Source organism: Catalinimonas alkaloidigena, assembly GCF_900100765.1.
Taxonomy (GTDB): Bacteria; Bacteroidota; Bacteroidia; order Cytophagales; family Flexibacteraceae; genus Mooreia; species Mooreia alkaloidigena.
Genome location: NZ_FNFO01000004.1, coordinates 231,594 through 254,431, shown reverse-complemented (window position 1 = coordinate 254,431; position 22,838 = coordinate 231,594). Strand labels below are relative to the sequence as shown.

At 57.4% G+C, this 22,838-nt stretch carries 20 protein-coding genes; 13 read left to right on the top strand and 7 right to left on the bottom strand.

Annotated elements, in window-relative coordinates; translation table 11 throughout:
• Positions 1–6 precede the first annotated feature (6 nt).
• On the top strand, positions 7–510 hold the full coding sequence (locus BLR44_RS11995) for a GNAT family N-acetyltransferase (protein ID WP_089682121.1): 504 nt from the start codon (positions 7–9) through the stop codon (positions 508–510).
• 9 nt (positions 511–519) lie between these two features.
• Here the strand turns inward: BLR44_RS11995 and BLR44_RS11990 are convergent, their stop codons facing one another.
• Positions 520–936, bottom strand: coding sequence for a hypothetical protein (locus tag BLR44_RS11990; RefSeq protein WP_089682119.1), 417 nt, complete (start codon positions 934–936; stop codon positions 520–522).
• Positions 937–1,091: 155 nt separating this feature from the next.
• Between BLR44_RS11990 and BLR44_RS11985 the strand changes: the two genes are divergently transcribed.
• Positions 1,092–2,024 carry an SDR family oxidoreductase gene (locus BLR44_RS11985; RefSeq protein ID WP_089682116.1) on the top strand — a complete coding sequence of 311 codons (933 nt, stop codon included), beginning with the start codon at positions 1,092–1,094 and terminating at the stop codon, positions 2,022–2,024.
• Here the strand turns inward: BLR44_RS11985 and BLR44_RS11980 are convergent.
• Positions 1,943–3,097 (bottom strand): glycosyltransferase, encoded by a 1,155-nt coding sequence (locus BLR44_RS11980; RefSeq protein WP_143017250.1) that lies wholly within the window; start codon positions 3,095–3,097, stop codon positions 1,943–1,945. The two genes, BLR44_RS11985 and BLR44_RS11980, sit on opposite strands and share 82 nt — an antisense overlap.
• A 290-nt stretch (positions 3,098–3,387) precedes the next feature.
• Here BLR44_RS11980 and BLR44_RS11975 point away from each other — a divergent pair, with 290 nt between their 5' ends.
• From BLR44_RS11975 to BLR44_RS11955, 5 genes are all read left to right on the top strand, one after another.
• Positions 3,388–9,024 carry a PAS domain S-box protein gene (locus BLR44_RS11975; RefSeq protein ID WP_089682111.1) on the top strand — a complete coding sequence of 1,879 codons (5,637 nt, stop codon included), beginning with the start codon at positions 3,388–3,390 and terminating at the stop codon, positions 9,022–9,024.
• Positions 9,021–9,398: a response regulator gene (locus BLR44_RS11970; protein ID WP_089682109.1), complete on the top strand. Its 378-nt coding sequence runs from the start codon at positions 9,021–9,023 to the stop codon at positions 9,396–9,398. Before BLR44_RS11975 ends, BLR44_RS11970 begins: the two co-directional genes overlap by 4 nt.
• 18 nt (positions 9,399–9,416) lie before the next feature.
• Positions 9,417–9,689, top strand: a complete 273-nt coding sequence (locus BLR44_RS11965) for a hypothetical protein (RefSeq protein WP_089682107.1) — start codon at positions 9,417–9,419, stop codon at positions 9,687–9,689.
• Positions 9,690–9,691: 2 nt separating this feature from the next.
• Positions 9,692–10,453 carry an MBL fold metallo-hydrolase gene (locus BLR44_RS11960; protein WP_089682105.1) on the top strand — a complete coding sequence of 254 codons (762 nt, stop codon included), beginning with the start codon at positions 9,692–9,694 and terminating at the stop codon, positions 10,451–10,453.
• A gap of 144 nt (positions 10,454–10,597) precedes the next feature.
• On the top strand, positions 10,598–12,154 hold the full coding sequence (locus BLR44_RS11955) for an NFACT RNA binding domain-containing protein (protein WP_089682103.1): 1,557 nt from the start codon (positions 10,598–10,600) through the stop codon (positions 12,152–12,154).
• A 161-nt stretch (positions 12,155–12,315) separates the two neighbouring features.
• Here the strand turns inward: BLR44_RS11955 and BLR44_RS11950 are convergent, their stop codons facing one another.
• From BLR44_RS11950 to BLR44_RS11935, 4 genes are all read right to left on the bottom strand, one after another.
• The gene (locus BLR44_RS11950) at positions 12,316–13,431 is read right to left on the bottom strand and encodes a T9SS type A sorting domain-containing protein (RefSeq protein WP_176956009.1); all 1,116 of its coding nucleotides are present in this window, start codon (positions 13,429–13,431) and stop codon (positions 12,316–12,318) included.
• Positions 13,432–13,585: 154 nt separating this feature from the next.
• Positions 13,586–14,146, bottom strand: coding sequence for a T9SS type A sorting domain-containing protein (locus BLR44_RS29070; protein ID WP_218127056.1), 561 nt, complete (start codon positions 14,144–14,146; stop codon positions 13,586–13,588).
• A gap of 766 nt (positions 14,147–14,912) precedes the next feature.
• On the bottom strand, positions 14,913–15,917 hold the full coding sequence (locus BLR44_RS11940; RefSeq protein ID WP_089682096.1) for a YeiH family protein: 1,005 nt from the start codon (positions 15,915–15,917) through the stop codon (positions 14,913–14,915).
• Between the two features lie 98 nt (positions 15,918–16,015).
• Entirely contained in the window at positions 16,016–16,921 is a 906-nt protein-coding gene (locus BLR44_RS11935; protein WP_089682094.1) for a LysR family transcriptional regulator, read from the bottom strand.
• 84 nt (positions 16,922–17,005) lie between these two features.
• Between BLR44_RS11935 and BLR44_RS11930 the strand changes: the two genes are divergently transcribed.
• From BLR44_RS11930 to BLR44_RS11915, 4 genes are all read left to right on the top strand, one after another.
• A complete protein-coding gene (locus tag BLR44_RS11930) occupies positions 17,006–17,365 on the top strand; it encodes a DUF6249 domain-containing protein (protein ID WP_089682093.1) in 360 nt (119 codons plus the stop codon).
• 3 nt (positions 17,366–17,368) lie between these two features.
• Entirely contained in the window at positions 17,369–17,911 is a 543-nt protein-coding gene (locus tag BLR44_RS11925) for an RNA polymerase sigma factor (protein WP_089682091.1), read from the top strand.
• Positions 17,912–17,922: 11 nt separating this feature from the next.
• Positions 17,923–18,267, top strand: a complete 345-nt coding sequence (locus BLR44_RS11920) for a hypothetical protein (protein ID WP_089682088.1) — start codon at positions 17,923–17,925, stop codon at positions 18,265–18,267.
• Between the two features lie 113 nt (positions 18,268–18,380).
• Positions 18,381–19,409 carry a synaptic vesicle VAT-1 family membrane protein gene (locus BLR44_RS11915; protein ID WP_089682086.1) on the top strand — a complete coding sequence of 343 codons (1,029 nt, stop codon included), beginning with the start codon at positions 18,381–18,383 and terminating at the stop codon, positions 19,407–19,409.
• A 207-nt stretch (positions 19,410–19,616) separates the two neighbouring features.
• Here BLR44_RS11915 and BLR44_RS11910 read toward each other — a convergent pair whose 3' ends face one another.
• Positions 19,617–20,054, bottom strand: a complete 438-nt coding sequence (locus tag BLR44_RS11910; RefSeq protein WP_245706041.1) for a Dps family protein — start codon at positions 20,052–20,054, stop codon at positions 19,617–19,619.
• 350 nt (positions 20,055–20,404) lie between these two features.
• Here BLR44_RS11910 and BLR44_RS11905 point away from each other — a divergent pair, with 350 nt between their 5' ends.
• Both BLR44_RS11905 and BLR44_RS11900 read left to right on the top strand, forming a co-directional pair.
• Positions 20,405–21,100 (top strand): VIT1/CCC1 transporter family protein, encoded by a 696-nt coding sequence (locus BLR44_RS11905; protein ID WP_089682082.1) that lies wholly within the window; start codon positions 20,405–20,407, stop codon positions 21,098–21,100.
• A gap of 56 nt (positions 21,101–21,156) precedes the next feature.
• Positions 21,157–22,812: an amino acid permease gene (locus BLR44_RS11900; protein WP_245706040.1), complete on the top strand. Its 1,656-nt coding sequence runs from the start codon at positions 21,157–21,159 to the stop codon at positions 22,810–22,812.
• The last annotated feature ends 26 nt before the right edge of the window (positions 22,813–22,838 follow it).

The following is a 22,838-nucleotide window of genomic DNA, read 5'->3' as shown; positions in this document are numbered from 1 at the left end:
AACAAGATGAAGATTCGTCAGGAACAAGCCGGCGATCAGGCCGCCATCCGTGCGGTGCATACGGCCGCTTTCGAAACCACCACCGAAGCCCGGTTGGTAGAGGACTTGCGTGCGCAGGCATCGCCGTTGGTGTCGTGGGTAGCCGAAGCGGAAGGACGCGTGGTTGGCCACATTTTATTTTCGCCCATGCGCCTGCCCGGGCATCCCGCGCTCGTCCTGATGGGGCTGGCCCCGATGGCGGTGCTACCGGCCTGGCAGCGGCAGGGAGTCGGCGCGGCGCTGGTGCAGGCCGGACTGGAGGCGTGTCGACAGCGGGGTGTCGATGCCGTGTTGGTGTTGGGTCACCCGGACTATTATCCGAAATTTGGCTTTGTGGCCGCGGCGCGTTACGCCCTCCGTAGCGAGTACGACGTGCCCGACGAGGTGTTCCTGTTGCAGGAACTACGCCCTGGTGCTTTGCGGGGTGTCGCCGGGACAGTTTACTACCATCCGGCGTTCGAAAACTTGTGAGCCCTCCGCCTAGCCGCTGATCGGGCGAAAGCCGAACCAGCGCGCCACCACACGCGTCGGTCCTTTGGACACCAGGCCGTTGTAGTGCAGCAGCGCCGAGCGCCCCTGTTGCCAGAGGGTACGCAGGTCTTGCGCCAGTCCGCTCAGTTCCGCCGGCGTGGCCGAAAAAAGATCCGGGACCTTGTGCAGAAACATTTCGGGCTGGTTGGCCCAGGTTTCGACCGGAACACGCAGGGGGGCAGCCTCCGCCGTACTGGTGCCGGATTCCACCAGTTCTAGTTGCTGGTTCCACGTGCGTAGCAGTTCGGTGGCCTGCGTGGCCAGGGCCTGCAGTTGCGCCAGGTGCGTGCGCAAGGTATTATAACTTAGTAGGGTCAGGAGCAGTACAAAAACGGCTGCTGCCAACCCGATCGGGATCATGCCCATGGGGTGTGTTTCTTTGGATTCGACGGACGTCTGGCGCCGTTCAACTTCCTCTTAACCGCGGTTGCCGGTAAAAAGTTGGGGCGACGGACGGTAAAAATACACGATGGCGCAACAGCACGGCGGCTTTGCGGGGAAGTAGCTACTTTTGGCCCACTATGGAAGGAAAAGTATGTGTCGTAACGGGGGCCAACACCGGCATCGGTTACGAAACGGCCAAAGCACTGGCCGCCAAAGGCGCATCGGTCATTCTGGTGTGCCGCACCACGGAGAAAGGTCAACGTACGGTCGATCGCATCCGCGAAGCGACGGGCAGCACGAAGGTGACGGCCGTGGCGGCCGATCTGGCGGTGCAGGATCAGATTCGGAAAGCGGCGGCGGCCATTCGTGTGCAGCACCCGCGCATCGACGTGCTGGTCAACAACGCGGGCATCTGGCTGTCGGACCTCCGTCTGACGAAAGAAGGCGTCGAGACACAGTTTGCCGTGAATCACCTGGCCTACTTTTTACTGACGCACGAATTGCTTCCCGCCCTGAGCCGGTCAGATGACGGGCGCATCGTCTGCGTGAGTTCCGATTCGCATTTCCAGACCCACATCCATTTCGACGACCTGAACCTGACGCACCGGTACCACGGGTTGCGTGCCTACGCGCAATCCAAACGAGCCAACGTGCTGTTTGTGCGCGAACTGAACCGCCGCTTGCGGGCGCGGGGCATGAATCAACTGACCATCAACGCGGTGCAACCCGGCCTCGTGAAGACCGACATCGGCGTGAAGCACACCATTTCGTTGCACAGTCTGGCGTGGAAAGTGCGCCGCGCCGGAGGCGTAACCCCGGCCGAAGGTGCCCGAACCAACATCTTTCTGGCGTCGTCGCCCGTGGTGCAGGGCGTAAGCGGACAATACTGGGACAAATGCGTTCCGAAGCGGTCGGCCCGCGAAACTTACGACCCGGAAACGGCCCGCCGCTTGTGGGACATCTGCGAGAAACTCACCGACATCACCGACTATTTCGAGGGCGTAACGCCTACGGACGAAGCGCCTTCGGCCGATGCTACGGCACCTGCACCGGCAAATACGCCCTCGTAAAACCGAAGCAGTTTCTGCGATTCGCGCTGCCAGTTGAGTTCGTGCCGTGCCCGACGTGCGTTCTCCGCAAGGCGTTCGTAAAAGGCGCGGTCGTACCACAGCGTTTCGACGGCCGCCCGGATGGCTTCGGGACGGAGTTCGGTCAGGAGGGCAACTTCGTATTGGGCGTTGAGTGCGCGGTACTCGGGGAAGTCGACGGTAATCTGCGGAATCCCGGCGTGCAGATAATCGAAAAACTTGTTTGCCAGTGAGTAATAGTAACTCAATCCCTGGTTGGTCAGCATCAGGTAGCCTGCCGTGGCCCCGGCCAAAAGCGGAGGCAACCGGTGCGGCTCCACGTACCCGAAAAAACGCACCTTCTCGTTCAGATGCAGCGCTTGGGCCTGCGCCTTCAGCGCCTCCAGCCGGTCGCCTTCGCCGCAAATGTAGAGGTGACAGGGGAGGTGCGGCATCACCGCCAGCAACTCTTCCAGGCCACGCCCTTCGTTCACAGCCCCTACGTACAGCAGATAGGGCACTTCGGCGGCCTGAGGCGTCACCTCGGTCGTACGCAACGGGCTGACGTTGCGGATCACTGCAAACGGCGTCCCGTATTTTTCTTCCAGCAAGCGCGCAATCGAAGGCCCCACGGTGTAGGCATACCGGGTGCGGGGCACCACCAGCGCTTCTACCGCCTGCCAGATGCGTTGCACCAGCGGCCGGCGCACCACTTCTTCCATCTCCGTAAAATGTTCGTGGGCGTCGAACACGAACGGAATCCGTTTGAGGCGCGCCACCAGCCAGGCGGGCAGAGCCGTATCCAGGTCGATGCCGCAGAGGGCGTCGGCGGGTTGCCGCAGCAACCAGAAAAACAGCCGGACGTTGTATTCCAGATAAAACAATTTCCCCTTGTCGAACCAGCAGCGCAGGCGGGTCTGGCGGTAGGGCGTGTCCCGCAGCGGCACGGACGCCGCCCGCTGACGTCCGCACAGGTGTACGTCGTAGCCTTGTTCGGCCAGCGTGGTGCAGATGCGTTGCATGCGCTGGTCGTAGCTGAGGTCGGTGGTAACGGTGAACAGGAGGCGGTGTGGCACGGTGGCAAAGATAGGAGGGAATTGAAGAAAAGCGGGATGTACGGATTGGGGCACATAAGTTTCGGTTGGATTCCCCGTTGAAAGAATAGTACCCTTTGGGAACAGAACAATAGGGGGCTGCCCGGCGTCGTATGACGGAAAACCGAGCGCATGCCCGATTTATTACCTTTGTTAGAAATGGACCGAAAAAGCTGTATGTTGTGTTGTGGAACCTACCGTAATTGTGTGTAAGAAAATGTCTCATTCACAGCAGGTTATCGTGACAGTGGCCGGTTGTTCCCCCAAGTCCTATGAAAGAGAGTACCTATCCGCCGGACGAAAAAACGGCCGATGAACTACGTGCCGAAATCCGTCGGTTGAACGAAGAATTGAAGCGCGCCCGGCAGGCGCAGACCATAGCGCAGGATGGTCAGTTCGCCGAGATGTTGAGCCGGTACAGCCACGACCTCGTCTGCCTGCACGATCTGGAAGGGCGCATTGTGGCGCTGAACGACGCCGGCCGTCTAATGTTGGGTGTGCAGGAAGGACAGGAACTGTACATCCGGGACATTACGCCCTCCTACATCCACGAAGACTTCCCACGCATCATCACCCGGTTGCAGTCCGAGAAGGCCGGGCATGGCCAACTGCCGGTCTTCGATCACGCCGGCGAAATCCGTCAGTTGAGCTACCATCACCGGCTGGTGGGCGAAGGCCCGGAGGCGCTCGTGCAAGTGGTGGCGCATGATATCACGGAATTGTGGCGTTCTCAGCTGCTTTTGGAGAACTCTTACGAAGATCTGCGCGACATTTTTCAGAGTAGTGGGGATGCCATTCTGGTCCTGAACGACGAAGGTAAAATCCTGAGTATCAACCAGGCGGCCTTGGATCTGTACGGCTATGCGGAAGACCAGTTGGTGGGGCAGTCGTACCAGATGCTGCACGTACGGAGCTACTACGACGCCGACCGTGTGCGCGAATTGCTGCAACGGGCGATGAACGGCGAAACGGCGCGGATGGACTGGGACGGGCAGACGCGCCAGGACGAGCAACTGCTGCGCGAAGTGACGTTCCGGCGCGGCAGCTGGGGCGGGCGCACGGTGGTCATTGCCTTCGACCGTGAGATTCCGGAATGGAAGCGGGTAGAGCGCAACATTGCTCAGCGGAATAAGGAGCTCGAATACATCAACGAAATTCTCAAATTCGCGTCGTCGGAGCTGCAGGCGGAGCGGTTTCTACTCAAATCGCTGCGCAAAACCTTATCGCTGACCGGCATCAAGGCCGGAGGCGTGTACTGGATCGATCAGGAAGCCGAACAAGGCCGGCTGGTCGGGCAGTACCACATGGAGCCGGACGAAGAAGCTGCCCTGCAACAGCTGGACCTGAAAAACAAGACGTTTCAGCAGTTGCGGCGCTACCACCGCAACGTGGTGACGACCAGCCCGGTCGACCCGGACAAACGACTACTCTATTTCCCCATCGAAACGGAAGGGCAACTGCGGGCGGTGCTGGTGTTCCGGCGGATGCTGGAGCGGGTGCGGCGGGAAGAGATTCTGCTGCTGAACTTCATCAGCAAAGAACTCGGCAACTACCTGACGCACGAGCGGTTGCAGGGCCAGTTGACCAACTACGAAGAGCGCTACAAGCTGCTGTTCGAATCCGCCAACGACGGCATTCTTCTCCTGGAAGACGGCGTAGTGGTCGACTGTAACCAGCGCGCGTCCGAAATTTTCGGCGACGTAACCGACGAGATGATCGGCATGCCCTACCTTTCGCTGCTGCCCGAGCGGCAGCCCGATGGAGCGCTGTCGTCCGACCTGGTCGCCAGCCGGTTTCAGACCGTACGCAAGGGGCTGTCGTTTTCGTTCGAAGGGCAACACCAGCGCCTCGACGGCGAGTTGATCGACACGGAGATCACGCTCAATTCGCTCGAAACGCCCGACAATTTCCTGATGGTGGCCATCATCCGCAACATCACGGACCGCAAGCAGGCCGAAGTGGCATTGAAAGAAAGTGAGGCGAAGTTCCGCACGCTGGCCGATAACGCGCCGGTGCTGATGAAGATGACCAACGCCAACAACTACTTCAACTTCTTCAGTCGGCAGTGGCTCACGTTTACCGGCTACACGTCCGAACAGGCGTTGGAAAACGGCTGGCTCGACAACCTGCACCCCGACGACCTGCCCAATTTTCTGGTGACCCTCGACCGGGCCTTCAAGCGGCGCGGTTCGTTCGAAATCAACTACCGCCTGAAACGCGCCGACGGCACCTACCGCTGGATGCTGGACAACGGCGTGCCCTACGTGGACAACCAGGGGCAGTTTCGGGGCTACATTTCGTGCGCGGTCGACATCACCGACCGCCGCGCCGCCGAAGAAGAAGCCCGCCGTCAGGAAGCCCTGATCGAGTCGGAAAAGCGCCTGCACAACGTGTTGGCCAAGGCCACGCTGGTAGCGCTGAACCTGGATCAGGAAGGCCAGCTTTTCTATGCCAACCACTATTTCCAGACCATCACCGACTGGCAGGAAGACGAACTGAAGGCGCGCAACTGGTTCGACCTGATTCCGCCCGACCAGCGCGAACAGGCCGTGGCCGATCTGAAGCAGTTGTTCGAGTCGGGAGGGTTGATGCAGAACTTCGAGCAGGAAATCCTGACTCGGAACGGCGAAGTGCGGGTGGTGCGGTTCAACACCATCATCCTGAACAACGCCGCCGACGGGCAACTGCGCGCCACGGTGGTGGGCGAAGACATCACGGAAAAACTGCGCGTCGCCAAGGCCCTGGAAGAGAGCACCCGCCAGTTGCAGGACTTCTTCGAAAACGCGAACGACCTGATCATGATCTTTGCGCCCGACGGCACGCTCCGCACGGGCAACACCGCGTTCCGGGCGACGCTGGGCTACACCGAAGACGAGGCCAAGCAACTGCACTTCAGTCAGTTGATCCATCCCGAACACCGCGAGCAGATCGAACGCTACCTGAAATCGCTGCTGAAGGGCGGCGCTACCGAGCGCTTCGAAACGGTGCTGCTGACCCACGACGGGAAAAACATCAACGTGATGGCGAGTATCAACTGCCAGTTTCAGAACGGGCGTCCGATGGCCTTCCGTGTCATCATGCACGACATCACGGAGCGCACCCGTGCCGAGCGGTCGCAGCGGCTGTACCACACCATTGCCGGGCTGACGGTCCAGAGCCCGAACCTCCGCGATCTCTACGCCAACATTCAGCAGGAACTGGGGCAGGCGGTCGATACCAACAACTTTTCGATTGTGCTGACCAATCCGGAAGGCGACGGGTTGCAGTTTGCCTTTTTCCAGGACGAACACGGCGACGACGACCCGTATCCCGCCGAGCGGCGGCAGATGGCCGAGTGGCTGGCCTATCAGGTCATGCAGCAGGAGCAGCCCTTATTTCTTTACGAAGGGCGGCTGGTGGGCCTGGCCCGCGAAGCCGGGGTCAGTTTGCCCAAGCCCGTGCCGAAAGTGTGGTTGGGTGTGCCGCTCCGGCTGGGCAGCACCCTGACCGGCGTCATCGCCATCTATTCGTATTACGACCGCACCGCCTACGACCGGAAAGACCTGAAACTACTCGACTTTATCTCGGGGCAGGTGGCGCTGAGTATTCAGCGGAAGAAAGACGAGGAAATGTTGAGTGACCAGACGGCGCGACTCAACGCCATTTTCGAAAGTAGCTCGCACCTGATCTGGTCCGTAAACCGCCAGGGACGCCTCACATCCTTCAACAGCAACTACGGCGTGACACTCGGACAGGAGGGAACCCAGCACAGCATCCCGATGGACCATTGGTTCAGCACGTGGCTGTCGCAGTACCAGCAGGTCTTCGACGGGCGGCCCCTCAATTTCGAGACGTCGCAAACGGTGCGGAACGAGGAACTCTGGTGGGAAATCTTTCTCAACCCGATCTACAAATCCGACGGACAGATTGAAGAGATTTCGGGCATCGGGCACGACATCACCCAGAAAAAAATCAGCGGCCTGGCCCTGAAAGAGAGCGAAGAGAAGTTCCGGAACATCTTCGAGTCGTTCCAGGACATTTACTTCCGAACCGATCAGGAGGGCTACATCACCATGATCTCGCCATCGGTGCAGGAACTTTGCGGTTACGAACCGGAAGAGGTGATGGGGAAAAAAGTTACCGAATTTTACGTCTACAACGTGCGGCGGCGCGACTCGCTGCGACAACTGACCCGCAAGGGCAGCATCCGTAACTTCGAGGTGCCCATCATCGACAAACGGGGGGAGGTGATCCAGTTCATCTGTAACATGCGCCTGATCCGCAACGAACAAAACAAGGTGGTCGGGGTGGAAGGCGTGGCGCGCGACATCACGGAGCTGAAAAAGGCGAACCAGGAGGTGATGGACGCCCGCGATCTGGCCGAACGTTCGCTCAAAGTGAAAGAACAGTTCCTGGCCAACATGAGCCACGAAATCCGCACGCCCATGAACGGCGTCATCGGGGTGATCGACCTGTTGAACGACACGCCCCTGAATACCGAACAGCGCGACTACGTGCAGACCGTCAAAAAATCGTCGGAGACGCTGCTGAACATCCTGAACGACATTCTGGACATCTCCAAAATCGAGGCCGGGAAGATGCAACTGCGGCGGCACCCGCTTTCGCTGTTCGACACGATCGACAAACTGATTTCGCTCTTCCAGCAGCAGGCGTCGCAAAAGGGCATCCGGCTCCACTACCAGGTGGCCGACGAGGTGCCGCGTTACATCAGCGCCGACGAAACGCGCCTGTTGCAGGTGCTGTCGAACCTGACGTCCAACGCCATCAAGTTTACCGACAAGGGCGAAGTGCGCCTGACCTTTACCGGACAGGTGCTGCCCGCGCAGGGGAACGACCCACAGCGCAAGCACCTGATCCGCGTGGAAGTAACCGACACGGGCATTGGAATTTCGCGCGAAAACCTGAGCGCCCTGTTCGACTACTTTGCGCAACTCGACAACTCGTCGACCAAGTCGTATGCCGGAACGGGCCTGGGGCTGGTCATCAGCAAGCAGTTGAGCCACCTGATGAACGGCGACATCGGCGTGAAGTCGGAGAAGGGCAAGGGCAGCACGTTCTGGTTTACGTTCCAGACCCGCGAGGTAGAAGCCGCGCAGGTGCCGTCCCGCGACAGCGAACATGCCGTGGCCGTACGCTACCAGTTTCTGGAGCCGCCGCGGGTTCTGCTGGTCGACGACAACCCCATCAACCGGAAAGTGGCCAGCGAAATTTTGCGCAAAGCCGGGTGCGATGTGGTGACCGCCTCGAACGGGGCCGAAGCCCTCGCTACGGTGGGGAACGACAGTTTCGAGCTGATTTTTATGGACATCCAGATGCCCGACATGGACGGCGTCACGGCCATGAAAAAGCTGCGCGAACAGCACAAACAACTGCCGCCCATCATCGCCATGACGGCCTACTCCATGCAGGGCGACGAAGACAAGTTTATTCAGTCGGGCATGGACGATTACCTCTCGAAACCCATCAAACCCGAAACGCTGGTGATGATGGTCAAAGAGTGGGTGAAGAAACCGACCAAAGTCCTGAAAGGCCCGGCCGAAGCTCCTGAAGCGTCGGCGGGTACGGTGCTCAATCTTGAAAAAGTGAAAAATCTTCTGCGTATCATCGGAGAAGAAATGACCCAGGAAACGTATCAGGAATTTGAGACAGAAACACAGCAGTTTTTGCACGAGTGTCAGGAAGCCACTGCGCGTGAAGAGTACAATGTGGTGAAGAGTCACCTCCATACCCTGAAAGGCAATGCAGGAACGCTGGGCGTCGAAAAGCTCGCGGAACAGGCCCGCTTGACCGAGGAAAAATTAAAAACAGGTAATTATATATCTTTGCAACAAGACCTGATATATTTAGAAGAAAAATTCCGTGAATATCAGGATCTATACCCCAACCTTCTCAATACCATAAGTCCATGAGTAAAACCAAAAAAGTGCTTATTGGTGAGGATAGTTCGGTCATTCAGAATCTGACCAGAAAGATCCTTCAGTTTCAGAATTACGAAATCTTCTCCGCGAAAAACGGAAAGCAGGTGCTCGATAAAATCACTTCCGAACATTACGACGTGTTGCTGCTCGACATCAACATGCCCATCATGGACGGTATGGAATGTGCGCGTCAGATTCGCTCGTTAGACGACCAGAACAAAGCCAACATTCCGATTGTGGCCATTACCGGCAACGCCCGCAACTATACCGAAGAAGATTTCACAGCCGCCGGGATTAACGACTACTTATTGAAACCGCTCGATTTCGACAAGCTGGTCGAAGTAGTAAACCGCCTGACGAACTGAGTAGTACCATATTTTTACATGCAGATTTCGTATTCCCGTAGCTTTTTGCAGAAGCTGGAGCATTTGGTCGAAGAGGCAGGGTACCTGCTTCGGTATGAAAAAGGAAACTTCCGTTCCGGCTTCTGCATCTTACAACACAAAAAAGTCGTCATCGTCAATCAGTTTTACTCGCTGGAAGGCAAGATCAACTGCTTGATGGACATTATTCGCGACCTGGTCTTGCCGGAAGATGATCGCCTGAGTGTGCAGAGCAAAGCCCTGCTGGCAAGTCTGGCCCAAAGCCCTTCCTGATTTTGAAGATAACGTTTCTCGGTACAGGGACCTCCCAGGGGGTGCCTGTGATTGGCTGCGACTGTGAGGTGTGTCGCTCGCTCGATTTTCGTGACAAGCGGCTGCGTACGTCCGTGCACCTGGCGGTCGGCGGCAAGAGTCTGGTCATCGACACGGGCCCCGACTTCCGGCAGCAGATGTTGCGTGAGCGGATCAAATCGCTCGATGCCGTCCTGTTTACCCACGAGCACCGCGACCATACGGCCGGTCTCGACGACGTGCGTCCGTTCAATTTCATGCAGGGCCGCGACATGCCCCTTTACGGCCGTCGTTCGGTGTTGAACCAGCTCACGCAGGATTTTGCCTACGCCTTTAGCGAAAATCCGTATCCGGGGGTGCCGCGTTTGCGGCTCCACGAAATCGACCACGCGCCGTTCGAGGTCGAAGGCATTGCCGTGACGCCCATCGAGGTGTTCCACCACAAGTTGCCGGTGTTCGGATTCCGCCTCGGCGACTTTACCTACATCACCGACGCCAGCGAAATCGCCGAGGCCGAAAAGGAAAAGATCCGGGGCTCGCGGGTGCTGGTAATCAATGCGTTGCAGGAAGAGCCCCACATTTCGCACTTTACGTTGCAGGAAGCCATCGCGCTGATGGAAGAGCTTGCTCCCGAACAGGGCTACTTCACCCACATCAGCCACCGCCTCGGCCTCTACCGTGAGGTCGCACCGCGTCTGCCCGCCTTCGTCGAACTCGCCTACGATGGCCTGGTGGTGGAGCTTTGAGCGCAATGCGTTGAAAGCTTAACGCTTACAGCTTAAAGTCTAGCGTCAACTTGGCTCTAATGTTTGCTTTGATCTTTAAGCCTTAACCGTTGAACTTTAAACTCTACATCTTTTCAAACCTGCAACTTGTAAGCTAACGTCGCTTTGCTGTTCAATTACCACTTTTTGCGCCACCTGACGCCTGCACTGGAAACAAAGCTGGTGGGGTGGGAGCTGCTGACGGCCTTCAGTCAGTCGAAAGACGAGCTGGTGCTGGGCTTCGGGCGACCCGGTGAGGATTTTTACCTCCGGGCCGATCTGTCGCCGAAGGCGTATCATCTGGCCTTTCAGGACGAATTTCACCGGGCGCGGCGCAACTCTGTCGACCTGTTTCCAGAGGCCATCGGCCGGACGGTAGAGCGCGTGGTGCAACAACAGAACGAACGCAGTTTTTTTCTGCAATTGAGCGGGGGCGTGCGGCTGCTGTTTCAACTGTTCGGTAGCCGCAGCAACGTGCTGCTGGTGGGGGCAGCGGGCGAGGTGATCGATCAGTTTCACCGCAGCCATCCGGTTGAGCGGGTGCAGGTGGAGGACCGGGCGATCGACCAGAGCCATGCTGCGTTTGAGGCCAGCGGCGGGAACCTGAAAACGCTGTATCCGACGTTTGGGCCGCTGGTGCGGCAGTCGCTGGAGGCGCGTGGTTATGCGGAAGCTTCGCTCGAACAGAAGTGGGCGCTGGTGCAGGAAGTGCTGGCGCAACTCGATGCGTCCGATTTCTACGTGGTGCGGACGGACGATCAGCAGATCCACCTTTCGCTGCTGGAGACGGGCGAGGTGCTAGTGCATACGACCGATCCGCTGGAAGCCGCCAACCGTTACGCCCGTTACTTTACGCAGGAATATTACCTGGAACGGGAGAAAAACGCGGCGCTGGCCACGCTGGAGCGCGAACGCAAGCGGGCGGAGAATTACATCGAAAAGACCTCGGCTAAGTTAGAAGAACTGGAACGGGAAAGCCGCTACGAAGAGTGGGGGCACATCCTGATGGCGAACCTCCACCAGATTCCGGAGCGGAGTCGTGAGGTGACGCTCTACGACTTTTATCACGACCGCGACCTGACGCTCCGGCTCAATCCGGACCTGTCGCCGCAGAAAAACGCCGAGCGCTTTTACCGCAAAGCCAAGAACCAGCAGAAAGAGCTAAACCAACTGCGGCAGAACCTGGATGCCAAGTGGGAGCGCCTCTCGGAGCTGGAAAGCGGAATCGAGCACGTGAAAACGCTCGACCAGCTAAAGCCGTTGCGCAAGTTTCTGAAGGACAAGGGCCTGACGCAGGAGGAACAGCAACAGGAAGAATCGCTGCCCTACAAAGCGTTTGTGTACGGTGGGTTTCAGATCTGGGTGGGGAAACACGCCAAAAGCAACGACGAACTCACCCAGCGGCACAGCTACAAAGAAGACCTCTGGCTCCACGCCCGCGATGTGTCGGGCTCGCACGTTCTGTTGAAATACCAGGCCGGAAAGCCTTTTCCGCCCCCTGTGATTCAGAAGGCTGCCGAACTGGCTGCCTGGTACTCCAAACGCAAAACCGACTCGCTTTGCCCGGTCATCTATACCCCCAAAAAGTGGGTGCGGAAGGTGAAAGGCGCGCCACCGGGACAGGTCATCGTCGAGAAAGAGAGCGTCCTGATGGTTACGCCTCAGCCGTTCGAGGACAAGTAAAAAGTTCTGAGTTACGCGTTTAAAGCTCAAAGAAAACGGCTGGTGAGGGACAAAGCAGACTTCCGCCTTAATCTCTAAACGCTCCTTCTCATTCTTTCATACAGCTCACTTCGCCTTTCACGCTCTGCGCTTTGCTCCATGCGCTTCGCATTTCACCGCGATTAATGCGTAACCACAAATCTGCCGCGCTGGTGTGTGCCGTCTCGGGTTTCGAGGGTGTAGAAATACGCACCGCTGGCATACGAACGGGTATCGACCGTCAGCTGACGCTGCGCCATCGGGTAGGAGTGTTGCAAACGTCCCGTCATGTCGTAAACGTGGAGGTAGGTGGGAGGCGAAACAAGCCGCGCAGCGTCCAGCGTTAGCTGCTGGTTGGCAGGATTCGGATACGCCCGCACCGAGGCAGTCGCAAGCAAAGAAGGAGCGTCGGTAATCACTTCGTTGGAGACAAAATACGAGAGCTCCGTAGTGCCGGAGTCCGGACTGGCCGTCATCACCAGAAACGGTTCGGCGTTCGTCAGCCACGAATAGGACGTGTCGGCCGGGCTGGTGTATTGAGAGATGGGCAGCGTGGTCGGCACCATAAACACGTCGTAGGTAAACGAGACCTCGTTGTACACCGTCCGGATGGAGCGAAGCAGCAGCGTTTCGTAAATGTCGAGGGGCGTGGCCAGCAATCCTTCGCTGAGGGCTTTCCAATCCGTATAAATGTAACTGTCGATGGTCACCGTACCCTGGAACGAAAGCGTGGTGTTAGGGAGCGTCAGCGTCGTGTCGAACGAAACCGAAATAAAGGCCGTGTCGAGGCCGGCGTCCTCGTAGCGCAGCGGGGTCGGGAACAGCACCAGTGCCGGTTCGAACGGAAATTTCAGGGCTTCGCCACCGCGTTTCAGCACGACGCCATCGGCCTGAATGCCCGCTTCGGTGCTTGACAGGTATACGTAGCCGTCCATGTCGGCCAGGAAACTCTCCACACCAAAAATGCCGGTGCTCGAACCGGCCGCGAGGGCGTAGGTCGTTCCCGGATATTGTGCGGCGTAGGGCGTTTGGGCCGGCTCAAGAATCGACGTGTTGGACAGCATGCCGCCGGTCAGCGAACTGTAATCCCACAACTGCTGGCTACCGCTGTCGGGCAACACGAACGTTTCGCTCGACAACAACACATCGGTACGAAGCTGGCCGGACTGGAAGTGATCGTCTTGCGTCAGCGTAAGTTGCGCGTGGGTGGTGCCGTAGCACAGAAGCAGAAACAGCAGAGGGAAGTAGCGTTTTTTCATAGACATCAGGGTGAAGTCCCAAGGTAAAGATTTGTTTCTGCAACGCGCAAACAAAATCGGCAGTTACACCAAAATGCCAGACGGGAGGCCGGGGGCAAAAAAAGCGGCTACCCACGTTGGTGAGCAGCCGCGTTGTGGAGAAGGTGGAAGACGATCAGCGCGTCACGACAAACTTGCCGCGCCGGGCGGTGCCGTCCCGATCGGTCAGGGCGTAGAAATACGTGCCGCTGGCGTAGTGGCGCGTCGGTAAGGTGAACGACCGTTCGGTCAGTTCGTGTGTTTCCTGCAACCGGCCGGTGGCGTCGAACACCTGGAGTTGAAGGGGCGCTCCGGTCGCTTTCTCGGCCTCGAACGTGATCTGATCGCGCGTAGGGTTCGGATACGCCCGGACGGGTGCCCGGTTCAGCAGCGTTTTCGCATCGGTAACAATTTCTGTACTCGACATGAAGAACGAAACGCTAACTGTATCGCTCTCGGAGTAAAGTGACGCTGCCATCACCAAGTGAGGTGTTCCATTCGTAAGCCAATAATAGGAAGTATCGGGGCCGGACTCTTCTGCCGACATTAAAACTTCCTCGCCGAAAATCATGACGAAAATTGAGTCGAACGACGTCTGAATGGATTGCAGCCGGAGGGTGTTGTACATCTGATCGCCAGGTAGCATCACCGTGCCCCAAGCATCAGCTTCCCACTCGGTTATGACGGTTGAGCGCATTTGGCCTTGGTATTCTTCTCCTTCAAATTCAATATTAACTTCTACTCGACTGTTTGAAGAATCTGTTCCTTGATCGCCGTACGCCAAAGGCAAAGGAGCGAAGAGAAGGGGGGGCGTGTATTTATAGGCTACAGTATCTCCAAAAAACACCGTAGAAAACCCTTCCATAAAAAAGCCAGAGGGCTTGCTGCTAAAGTAAACGTAGGCACTTGTGCTATCACTCTCATCAAAACCAAACGAAGTTGAAGACGAGTCGACTAGTATCGCATGAGTTGCATCCGGAAAATCTGCATAGTAAGGGGTTGTTTCTGGAGAGATGATGTTAATAAAAGTTGAGTCAACATCCGTCCAGGCGCTATAGTCCCACATCTGATCAGGACCTGCCGGAGAAATCGTGATCGTATCCGATTCTACATCACCATCGACGCGGCGTTGGTTTAATTCAAAGAAAGAGCTCTGCGTAATGGTAATCTGTGCATGAGCCAGGGAAAGCGGGAGGAAGAGGCTCAGGACGAGGGGGAGGAGGAGTCTTTTCATAGGTTAAGCGTATGTTAAAGAATGGGGCGATAATCATAATAAAATTTGAAATATCCTAAGAAAGGTCGGAGAAAATAGTTGTCTGGTAAACACCAGATTTACGTTGTCTGGTGTTTGTAACCTATTGTGAGCCAAAGGATAGAGGGTTCTCTTTAAAGTAGGACGGGTAGGAAATCAGAAAGCAACAATAGCAGTATACGGGTTTGTTAGCAAGACGATGCGCCAGCGGCTATCCGTGCCACTGCAAGACCAGGGCCAGAGCCGCTACCGAGATCAGCCCCCACAGCAGCACGCCTTGCACCAATGGCCGGAAGCCTACCGCCCGCAAGGCCTGACGCGAGAGGCCCGCGCCGATCAGAAAGAGTGTCAATGTCAGTCCGGTGTGCGCCAGGGGTACCACCACCGCTCCGACCGGCCGTAGCATCGGTACGTAGGTGTTCAGGACCATGGCCACGACAAACCCACCGATGAAGTACGGAATCGTGACGTTGGCGCCGCGGGTTTTGAACAGGAGTGAAGTAACCAACGCCACCGGAATGATCCAGAGCGCCCGCGCCAGTTTCACCGTGGTGGCGAGTTCGAGCGCCTGAGGGCCGTAGTGCCCGGCGGCGCCCACCACCGAACTGGTGTCGTGAATGGCCAGCGCCGCCCAGAGGCCAAACTGCGTCTGCGATAAGTCAAGTAGGTGCCCAACCCAGGGGAAAAGAAACAGCGCGACAGAGTTGAGGAGGAAGATCGTGCCCAGCGCCACGGAGATTTGCTGCTCCTTCGCGTTGAGGACGGGCGAGAGCGCAGCAATGGCACTGCCCCCACAGATGGCCGTACCGCCCGCAATCAGGTAGGCCGTAATCCGGTCGAGACGCAACAGCTTTCCAAGCGCTATGCCGACCACAAGCGTGCCCAGAATGGAAATGACCGTAAACGTGATGCCCATTTTTCCGGCGGCCAACGCGCTGCCGGCATGCATGCCGAACCCCAATCCCACCACCGAACCTTGCAACAGCCAGCGGGTTGCCTTGTGGTTGAGGTGTAGGAACGGGTGACCGATAAGTTGCGCGACAATCAGGCCCAGTACCAAGGCCAGGGGGGGCGTGATTTCGGGCAACAGACACACCGCTAACGCTAGTACAAAGATAATTTCTCGGTAAGTGACGCTCCGTTCCAGCAAGCCTTGCAGGCGACGGTGCCAGGTCGTCAGGCGGTGGGGCAACGGATAGTTTTCGGATGTTTCCATGTCGGTTTTCGCTTACTGGAAACAAAGGTAGAAGACCCTATCGCTACATCATAATTGTAATTTATGATGTAGTATAAGTATAAGTTATTGATCTGTGATTAATCTGCTTGTTGCAGCATTCGTCGTGTGAATCGCAGAAATTCGCCGGCCAATCCGGTCGGCGTCGGGCCTTGCAGGTACAAAAAGCTGAACGAACGGTGCGGCTGAAACTGCGGGATGGACAACACCTGCAAAATGCCAAGCGCCAGCTCGTGCCGCAAGCATCGGCGGGAGAGGACACTGACCCCCACCCCGGCCGCTAAAAACGATTTGATGGCTTCGGTGCTGCCGAGCGACATCACCACCTGCAGCGCCTCGGGCGCAATGCCGACGTCGGTAAACGCCTGTTCCACCACCGAACGGGTGCCGGACCCTTCTTCGCGCATCACCCACGGCAACCGGGGCAGTTCGGCCAGCGTCAGGCGGGGCTGACGGGCCCACTCGCTCTTGCTGGCCGCCACCACCACCAGTTCATCGTCCAGCAGCCATTCCTGTTTCAGGTCGCGGCTGGCCACCGGTCCTTCCACCAGCCCCAGGTCGATGCGTCCTTTCAGCAGCGCGTCCGCAATCTGCGTCGTGTTCGCACTCAACAACGAAAAGTTGACGTCCGTATGGCGGTCGTAAAAACTGGCCATCACGGCGGGGAGCACGTACTGCGCAATCGTGGTACTGGCCCCGATGCGCAGCGCCCCTCGCCACCGCTGCTGGGACTGGGTTTGCAGGTCGTTTTCCAATTTGCGGTGCAGCGACAGCACCTCTTCCGCGTATTCCAGCAAGCGTTCGCCGCCGGGCGTCAGCGAAATCCGGTTCCCCCGCCGCTCAAAGAGCCGCAGTTCGTACTGCTTTTCCAGTTCTTTGATGTGCTGCGTCACGGCGGGCTGGCTGATGAACAACTCACCCGCCGCCTTGGTAAAGTTCAGGTGCGTCGCGACACTGTAGAAGACGCGCAAACGGAAATCGTGCATAGGGGCAAATTGAAATTATTTTTTTGAGTTTGTAACCAATGCGGGTGCTGGCTGATCCAACCGATAGAAAATCAAAGAATCGTTATGAATATTGCCTACGAGTATCTTCCCTTCATTCTGTTAACCGTCTTCGTCATAGTCCTCATTACTTGCATTTTCTTGGCTTTTTATTTCTATCATCGCGCTAAAGCGAAGGAGCGGCTTGTCCTCTTGGAGAAAGGTGTCGACATGAACTTGTATTTGAATGACAGGCGACCTTTCACGTTTCCTTGGCTTCGTGCCGGCATTGTAACCATCGGGCTGAGCGTAGGTTTTGGGCTACAGGCAATCTTAATCCGCATGGATGTGATTGATGAACCCCCTTACCTGTTTGTCTTGTTTGCCTGTGTCGGGGCTTCCATGATTGTGGCCCATTATGTGGATAGAGAGAAAAACCATAGCTGAGGTATGGATGACCTCTATCTTGACAAAGTACTGGAGGGAGATACCCATGCCTTTCGCTATTTCATCACGCAGTACAAAGACATGGCCTTTTCCATTGCCATGTCGGTTGTCAAAGATGAATTTGAGGCAGAAGAAGTGGTGCAAGAGTCTTTTATAAAGGCGTTTAAAGGCATCCGGTCGTTTCATCGCCGGTCAAAATTCAGCACCTGGTTGTACCGGATTGTTACCAATGAAGCCTTCAAGCGATTGAAACAGATTCAAAAGTGGGAAAGCATCTCGTTTGTAGATGACTCTAAAGCGGAATGGGTCGACGAAAGCATTTTGCTGTCACCTCAGGAAGAGGAGCAAACCCATTTGATCAACGAAGCCCTTCGGAAACTTTCACCCAACGAGAGCCTGGTGTTAAGGCTCTTCTACCTGGAAGAAGAAAGTGTCAAAGAAGTAAGCGCCATCACCGGATGGACCGAAGCCAAAGTAAAAGTGACTTTATTCCGAGCGCGTAAGAGCATGCTGGTCGCTTGCAAAGAACTACTGAACGCAACCTAATCTAATTTCCGATGTCCTCATCTTCCCCTCCTGACGAAACGCTAGCCACCCTGTTGCGAAAGAGCAAACTGCAACTCCCCTTCTCTGATTTCGAAGACCGGGTCCTGCAGCGAATCGCAATTGAGACCGAATTGAAGAAAGGCGTCCGCCGGAATATCCATCTATCTATGCTGTTTTTTGCTCTGGGAACGGTCCTCGGGGTTTTCCTGAGCCTGACACTTCCGGAGATGCTTACGAAAGTAGGAAACCTTCCGATAGATCAACTGGTACGTTGGTTTCAAGTTGTTTTTGTGCTTCTGACGATCTCCCTTTTGGAGCGCGTACTTACTCTATGGAAACGATACCGTTCTTTTTGACAGGTGTCTCCTAATCTACCGGGTTGATTCAGGCTTGGGCAGGCTCATGTAGTAACCCACTGCTTACCGACACGTTCTGTCATACGAAAGAATTAATCTGATACAGATCGTCTATGCTACAGCGTCAGGTATACCGTATGCCCAAAGCGGGTTCGCTCCGGCAGTTGGACCAACGAACCGAAGCGTTGGCACCTCCGCAACCCGACGAAGTGCAGGTGGAGGTGAAGGCGATCGGCCTCAACTTCGCCGATATTTTTGCCATTCAGGGACTGTACAAGGCCACCCCGAAAGGCTCGTTCATCCCCGGCCTGGAATTTTCCGGCGTGGTGACGTCCGTCGGCGAGGCCGTATCGGAGTGGCACGTGGGCGACCGGGTGATGGGCGCGACGAAATTCGGGGGCTACGCGTCGCACCTCAACAGCCATCGGCGGTACGTGACCCCGCTGCCGGACGCCTGGAGTTTTGAAGAAGGGGCGGGGTTTCTGGTGCAGGGCCTCACCGCGTTTTACGCCCTGACCGAACTGGGCAATTTGCAGCGGGGCATGGCGGTGCTGATCCACAGTGCGGCGGGCGGGGTTGGCATCCTCGCCAACCGGATCTGCAAACAATACGATGCCTACACGATCGGCACCGTCGGGCAACCGCACAAAGTGGATTTTCTGCGGGAACAGGAACGGTACGACGCGATCATCCTGCGGGGCAGTGACTTCCGGGAACGACTGGTCGAGGCGCTGGACGGACGTCCGTTGCTGCTGATCATGGAGTGCATCGGCGGGACGATTCTCCGGCAGGGCTGGGACGTCCTGGCCCCGATGGGCCGCATGGTGGCCTACGGATCGGCCAGTTTCACGTCGCATAGCGACCGGCCCAATTACCCGCAACTGCTCTGGAAATTCCTGCGCCGTCCCAAGATCGATCCTCTGCGTTTGCCTTCGCAGAACAAGTCGCTGATGGGCTTCAACCTCATTTTTCTCTACGAACAAACGGACCTGATGCACCAGATGCTCGACGGCCTGCAGGCGCTCCAGCTCGCGCCGCCGCATGTCGGACAAGTTTTTCCGTTTGCCGAATTACCGGACGCCCTCCGCCGTTTTCAGCGCGGTAACACCGTCGGCAAAGTGGTCGTGACGTTGAACCAGTAGCCTCTCCACTAAACGCGTACAACAAGGAGGATTAGCCACGCATGCGCTTGAGGATAAAATCACTGACTGTTTGGTTCATGATCAGATCAAAAAGTGATAAAGCGAAAAAATTAAAATGGGGCCTCGGTGGGCCGTTTTCAGAAGAGACTCACCCGGCCGAAAAAAGTGTATAGCGCGCCACGGCGTAGCCAGACGCCGTCGGCGGGGTTACTGTGTTTGTTGCGTAATCTCGAACAGGAACCAGATGCGCCGTTCGGTGGCATCGAGTACTTCCTGCAACAAGTTGCTGGTCGGGTGATCGCGCTTGGCATCACACAACTCCATCGCCTCGCGCATCTGCCGTGCGATGTGCCGGTTGCCGCTCAGCAGCTCTTTCACCATGTCGAGCGGTTTGACAAATGCTTCATTGTTGTCGGTGATGGTCTGGAGCTGATGCACGTGCGAAATGCTCCGCAGCGTGGTTCCCCCGATGCGGCGGATGCGCTCGGCCAGCGGATCGATGGAGTCCAGGATGGCCTCGGCCTGCTCGTCGAACAGCAGGTGGTAGTCGCGGAAGTGCGGCCCGGACAGGTGCCAGTGGAAATTCTTGGTTTTAAGGTAAAGTGCGAAAGCATCGGCAATGATCGGATTGACCGCTTGGACCACGGCCTGCACTTCGTCGTCGTGCAGGTCGGTGGGTGTTGCCAGCGCCGCGGGAGTCGGATAGCCTTCGGCATGGGCGATGGACTGGCCGTTTTGTGCCGCAGCAGATTTTGTTTTCGTAGCTATACGTGGGAATCTAAGGGTGGAAGAAGGGGAGCCAACGGTCGGCTGAGGGAAAAAGACACATTCCAGGAAGTCAGGCCGCTAAACTCCTCACCAAAAAGAAGTTACGTTAGTAGAGGTTACGAGGGCGCTGCTGGGGGAGTTAATTAAAAACAGCTTAAAATTTTTGAAACGGCGTATCTCTGAAGTTTCCTCTCTACTTTAGGTGGTAGCGTTTGCCAGCACTGCCTATGCCTCAGACCCCTCATGTAGAAAAGCATTTCACGGCCTCCGGAACGGTGCGCGATGTGGTGATCGGTATGTCCGACGGGCTGACGGTGCCGTTTGCGCTGGCGGCCGGACTGGCCGGAGCAGTAGCGCAGACCGACCTGATACTGACGGCGGGTCTGGCCGAAATTGCAGCCGGCTCCATCGCGATGGGGCTGGGCGGTTACCTGGCGGCCAACAGCGACCGGGAGCACTTCTTCAGTGAGCGTCGCCGTGAACAGAGCGAAGTAGAGCGCATGCCCGAACGCGAAGAGCAGGAAGTCGTAGACGTCTTGAAAAACTACGGCCTTGCAGAACCGGAGGGGAGGGCGATAGCGAAGGCGCTGCGTCAACGGCCGGAGGCCTGGATTGACTTTATGATGCGTTTTGAGTTGGGACTGGAAGAACCTGATCCGCGTCGTGCTTTAAAAAGCGCCTTGACCATTGCAGGGGCGTACATTGCCGGAGGCCTGATTCCGCTCAGCCCTTATTTTTTTGCGATTCCCATTCTGGAGGCGCTGGTCTGGTCGGTGGTCGCAACGCTGCTGGCCCTCGGGGTCTTTGGGTACATCAAAGGCCTCTTTACGGGGACCCGGGCGTGGCGTAGTGCGCTGCAAACCGTCGTGGTGGGGGGACTGGCCGCCGCCGCTGCGTTTGGGATTGCTCGCTTCATTGCCTGATATCATCTTATTTTATGCTACAACATCCGCTTTTTCAACGCCGAAAATCCGTGGACATGCTGCCTTCGACCGACGAACTGGTGGAAGGAACCGAACCGCCGGCCCCGCAACTGCGCCGGGTGCTCACCGTGCGCGACCTGACGGCTCTGGGCATCGCCGCCATCGTCGGTGCCGGCATTTTCAGTACGATCGGCAACGCTGCCGCCGACGGCGGGCCGGCCGTGTCGCTTTTGTTCGTGTTCACAGCCGTGGCGTGTGGCTTCTCCGCCCTGTGTTACGCCGAATTTGCATCGTCCGTACCCATTTCAGGCAGCGCCTATACATACGCCTACGTATCGTTCGGCGAACTCCTGGCCTGGATCATCGGCTGGGACCTGCTGCTGGAATACGCCATCGGCAACATTGCGGTCGCCATCTCGTGGTCCGACTACTTCACGGCGTTTCTGCGGGGACTGAACATTCACCTGCCCGCGTACCTGACGATGGATTTTTTCAGCGCGTTCCGGGGCTACGAAGCGGTGCAACGCGGGGGTGAGGCGACGACACCTTTGTTGCAGGAAGCAGCGGCCGCCTGGTCGACCGCCCCCCAGCTGGGAAGCCTGCGGCTGATCGTCGACCTGCCAGCGCTGGTCATTGTGGCCTTGATTACGGCGGTGGTGTACATCGGCGTGCGGGAGTCGAAAACCATCAACAACGTGATGGTGGGCATCAAAGTGCTGGTTGTGCTGGCGGTGATTCTGATCGGGGCGTTTTACGTCCATCCGGCCAACTGGAATCCGTTCGATCCGGAAGGATTCGGGGGCGTGATGAAAGGCGTCTCGGCTGTGTTTTTTGCCTACATCGGGTTCGATGCCCTGTCGACCACAGCCGAAGAGGCCCGCAATCCGCGGCGCGATTTGCCCCGCGCCATCATCTATTCGCTCATCATCTGTACCATCCTCTACGTGCTGATTACGCTGGTGCTGACCGGCATGGTATCGTACAAAAGCCTGCGCGTCGGCGATCCGCTGGCGTTTGTATTTCAGCGCGTTGGTCTGCACTGGATCGGTGGCATCGTCGCGTTTACGGCCCTCATCGCGATGGCCAGCGTGCTGCTGGTGTTTCAGATGGGACAGCCCCGCATCTGGATGAACATGAGCCGCGACGGCCTGCTGCCCCCGGCGTTTTCGCGCATCCATCCCCGGTTCCAGACGCCTTCGTTCGCGACCGTGGTGACGGGCTTTGTGGTGGCCATTCCGGCGCTGTTCATGAACCTGACGGAAGTGACCGACCTGACGAGCATCGGTACGTTGTTCGCGTTTGTGCTGGTCTGCGGCGGCCTGCTGGTGCAACAGCAGGGCCAGCCCGCCGAACCGCTCCCGGCCGACGGTCGTTTTCGCGTACCGTACGTCAACGGCAAGTATTGGGTGCCAGTGCTACTGGCGGTGATGCTGATTGGCAGTTTCGTCCTGAGCCCTGAATCCTGGACGATTACCGCCCTCCGGCACGAGGACGAATGGCCGTTCCTACTGTTTCTGGGGGTGGCGATTTGGGTGGCCGTGCTCGCGTACCGGCTCAACCTCTCGCTGATTCCGGTACTGGGGCTCCTGAGTTGCCTGTACCTGATGTCTGAACTGGGCGCGACCAACTGGATCCGGTTCCTGATCTGGCTGGTGTTGGGCCTCGTTGTGTACTTCACCTACAGCCGCTCCCACAGCAAACTGAAAGAGTAACGAGGTAACTTAGGTAGTTCGACCAT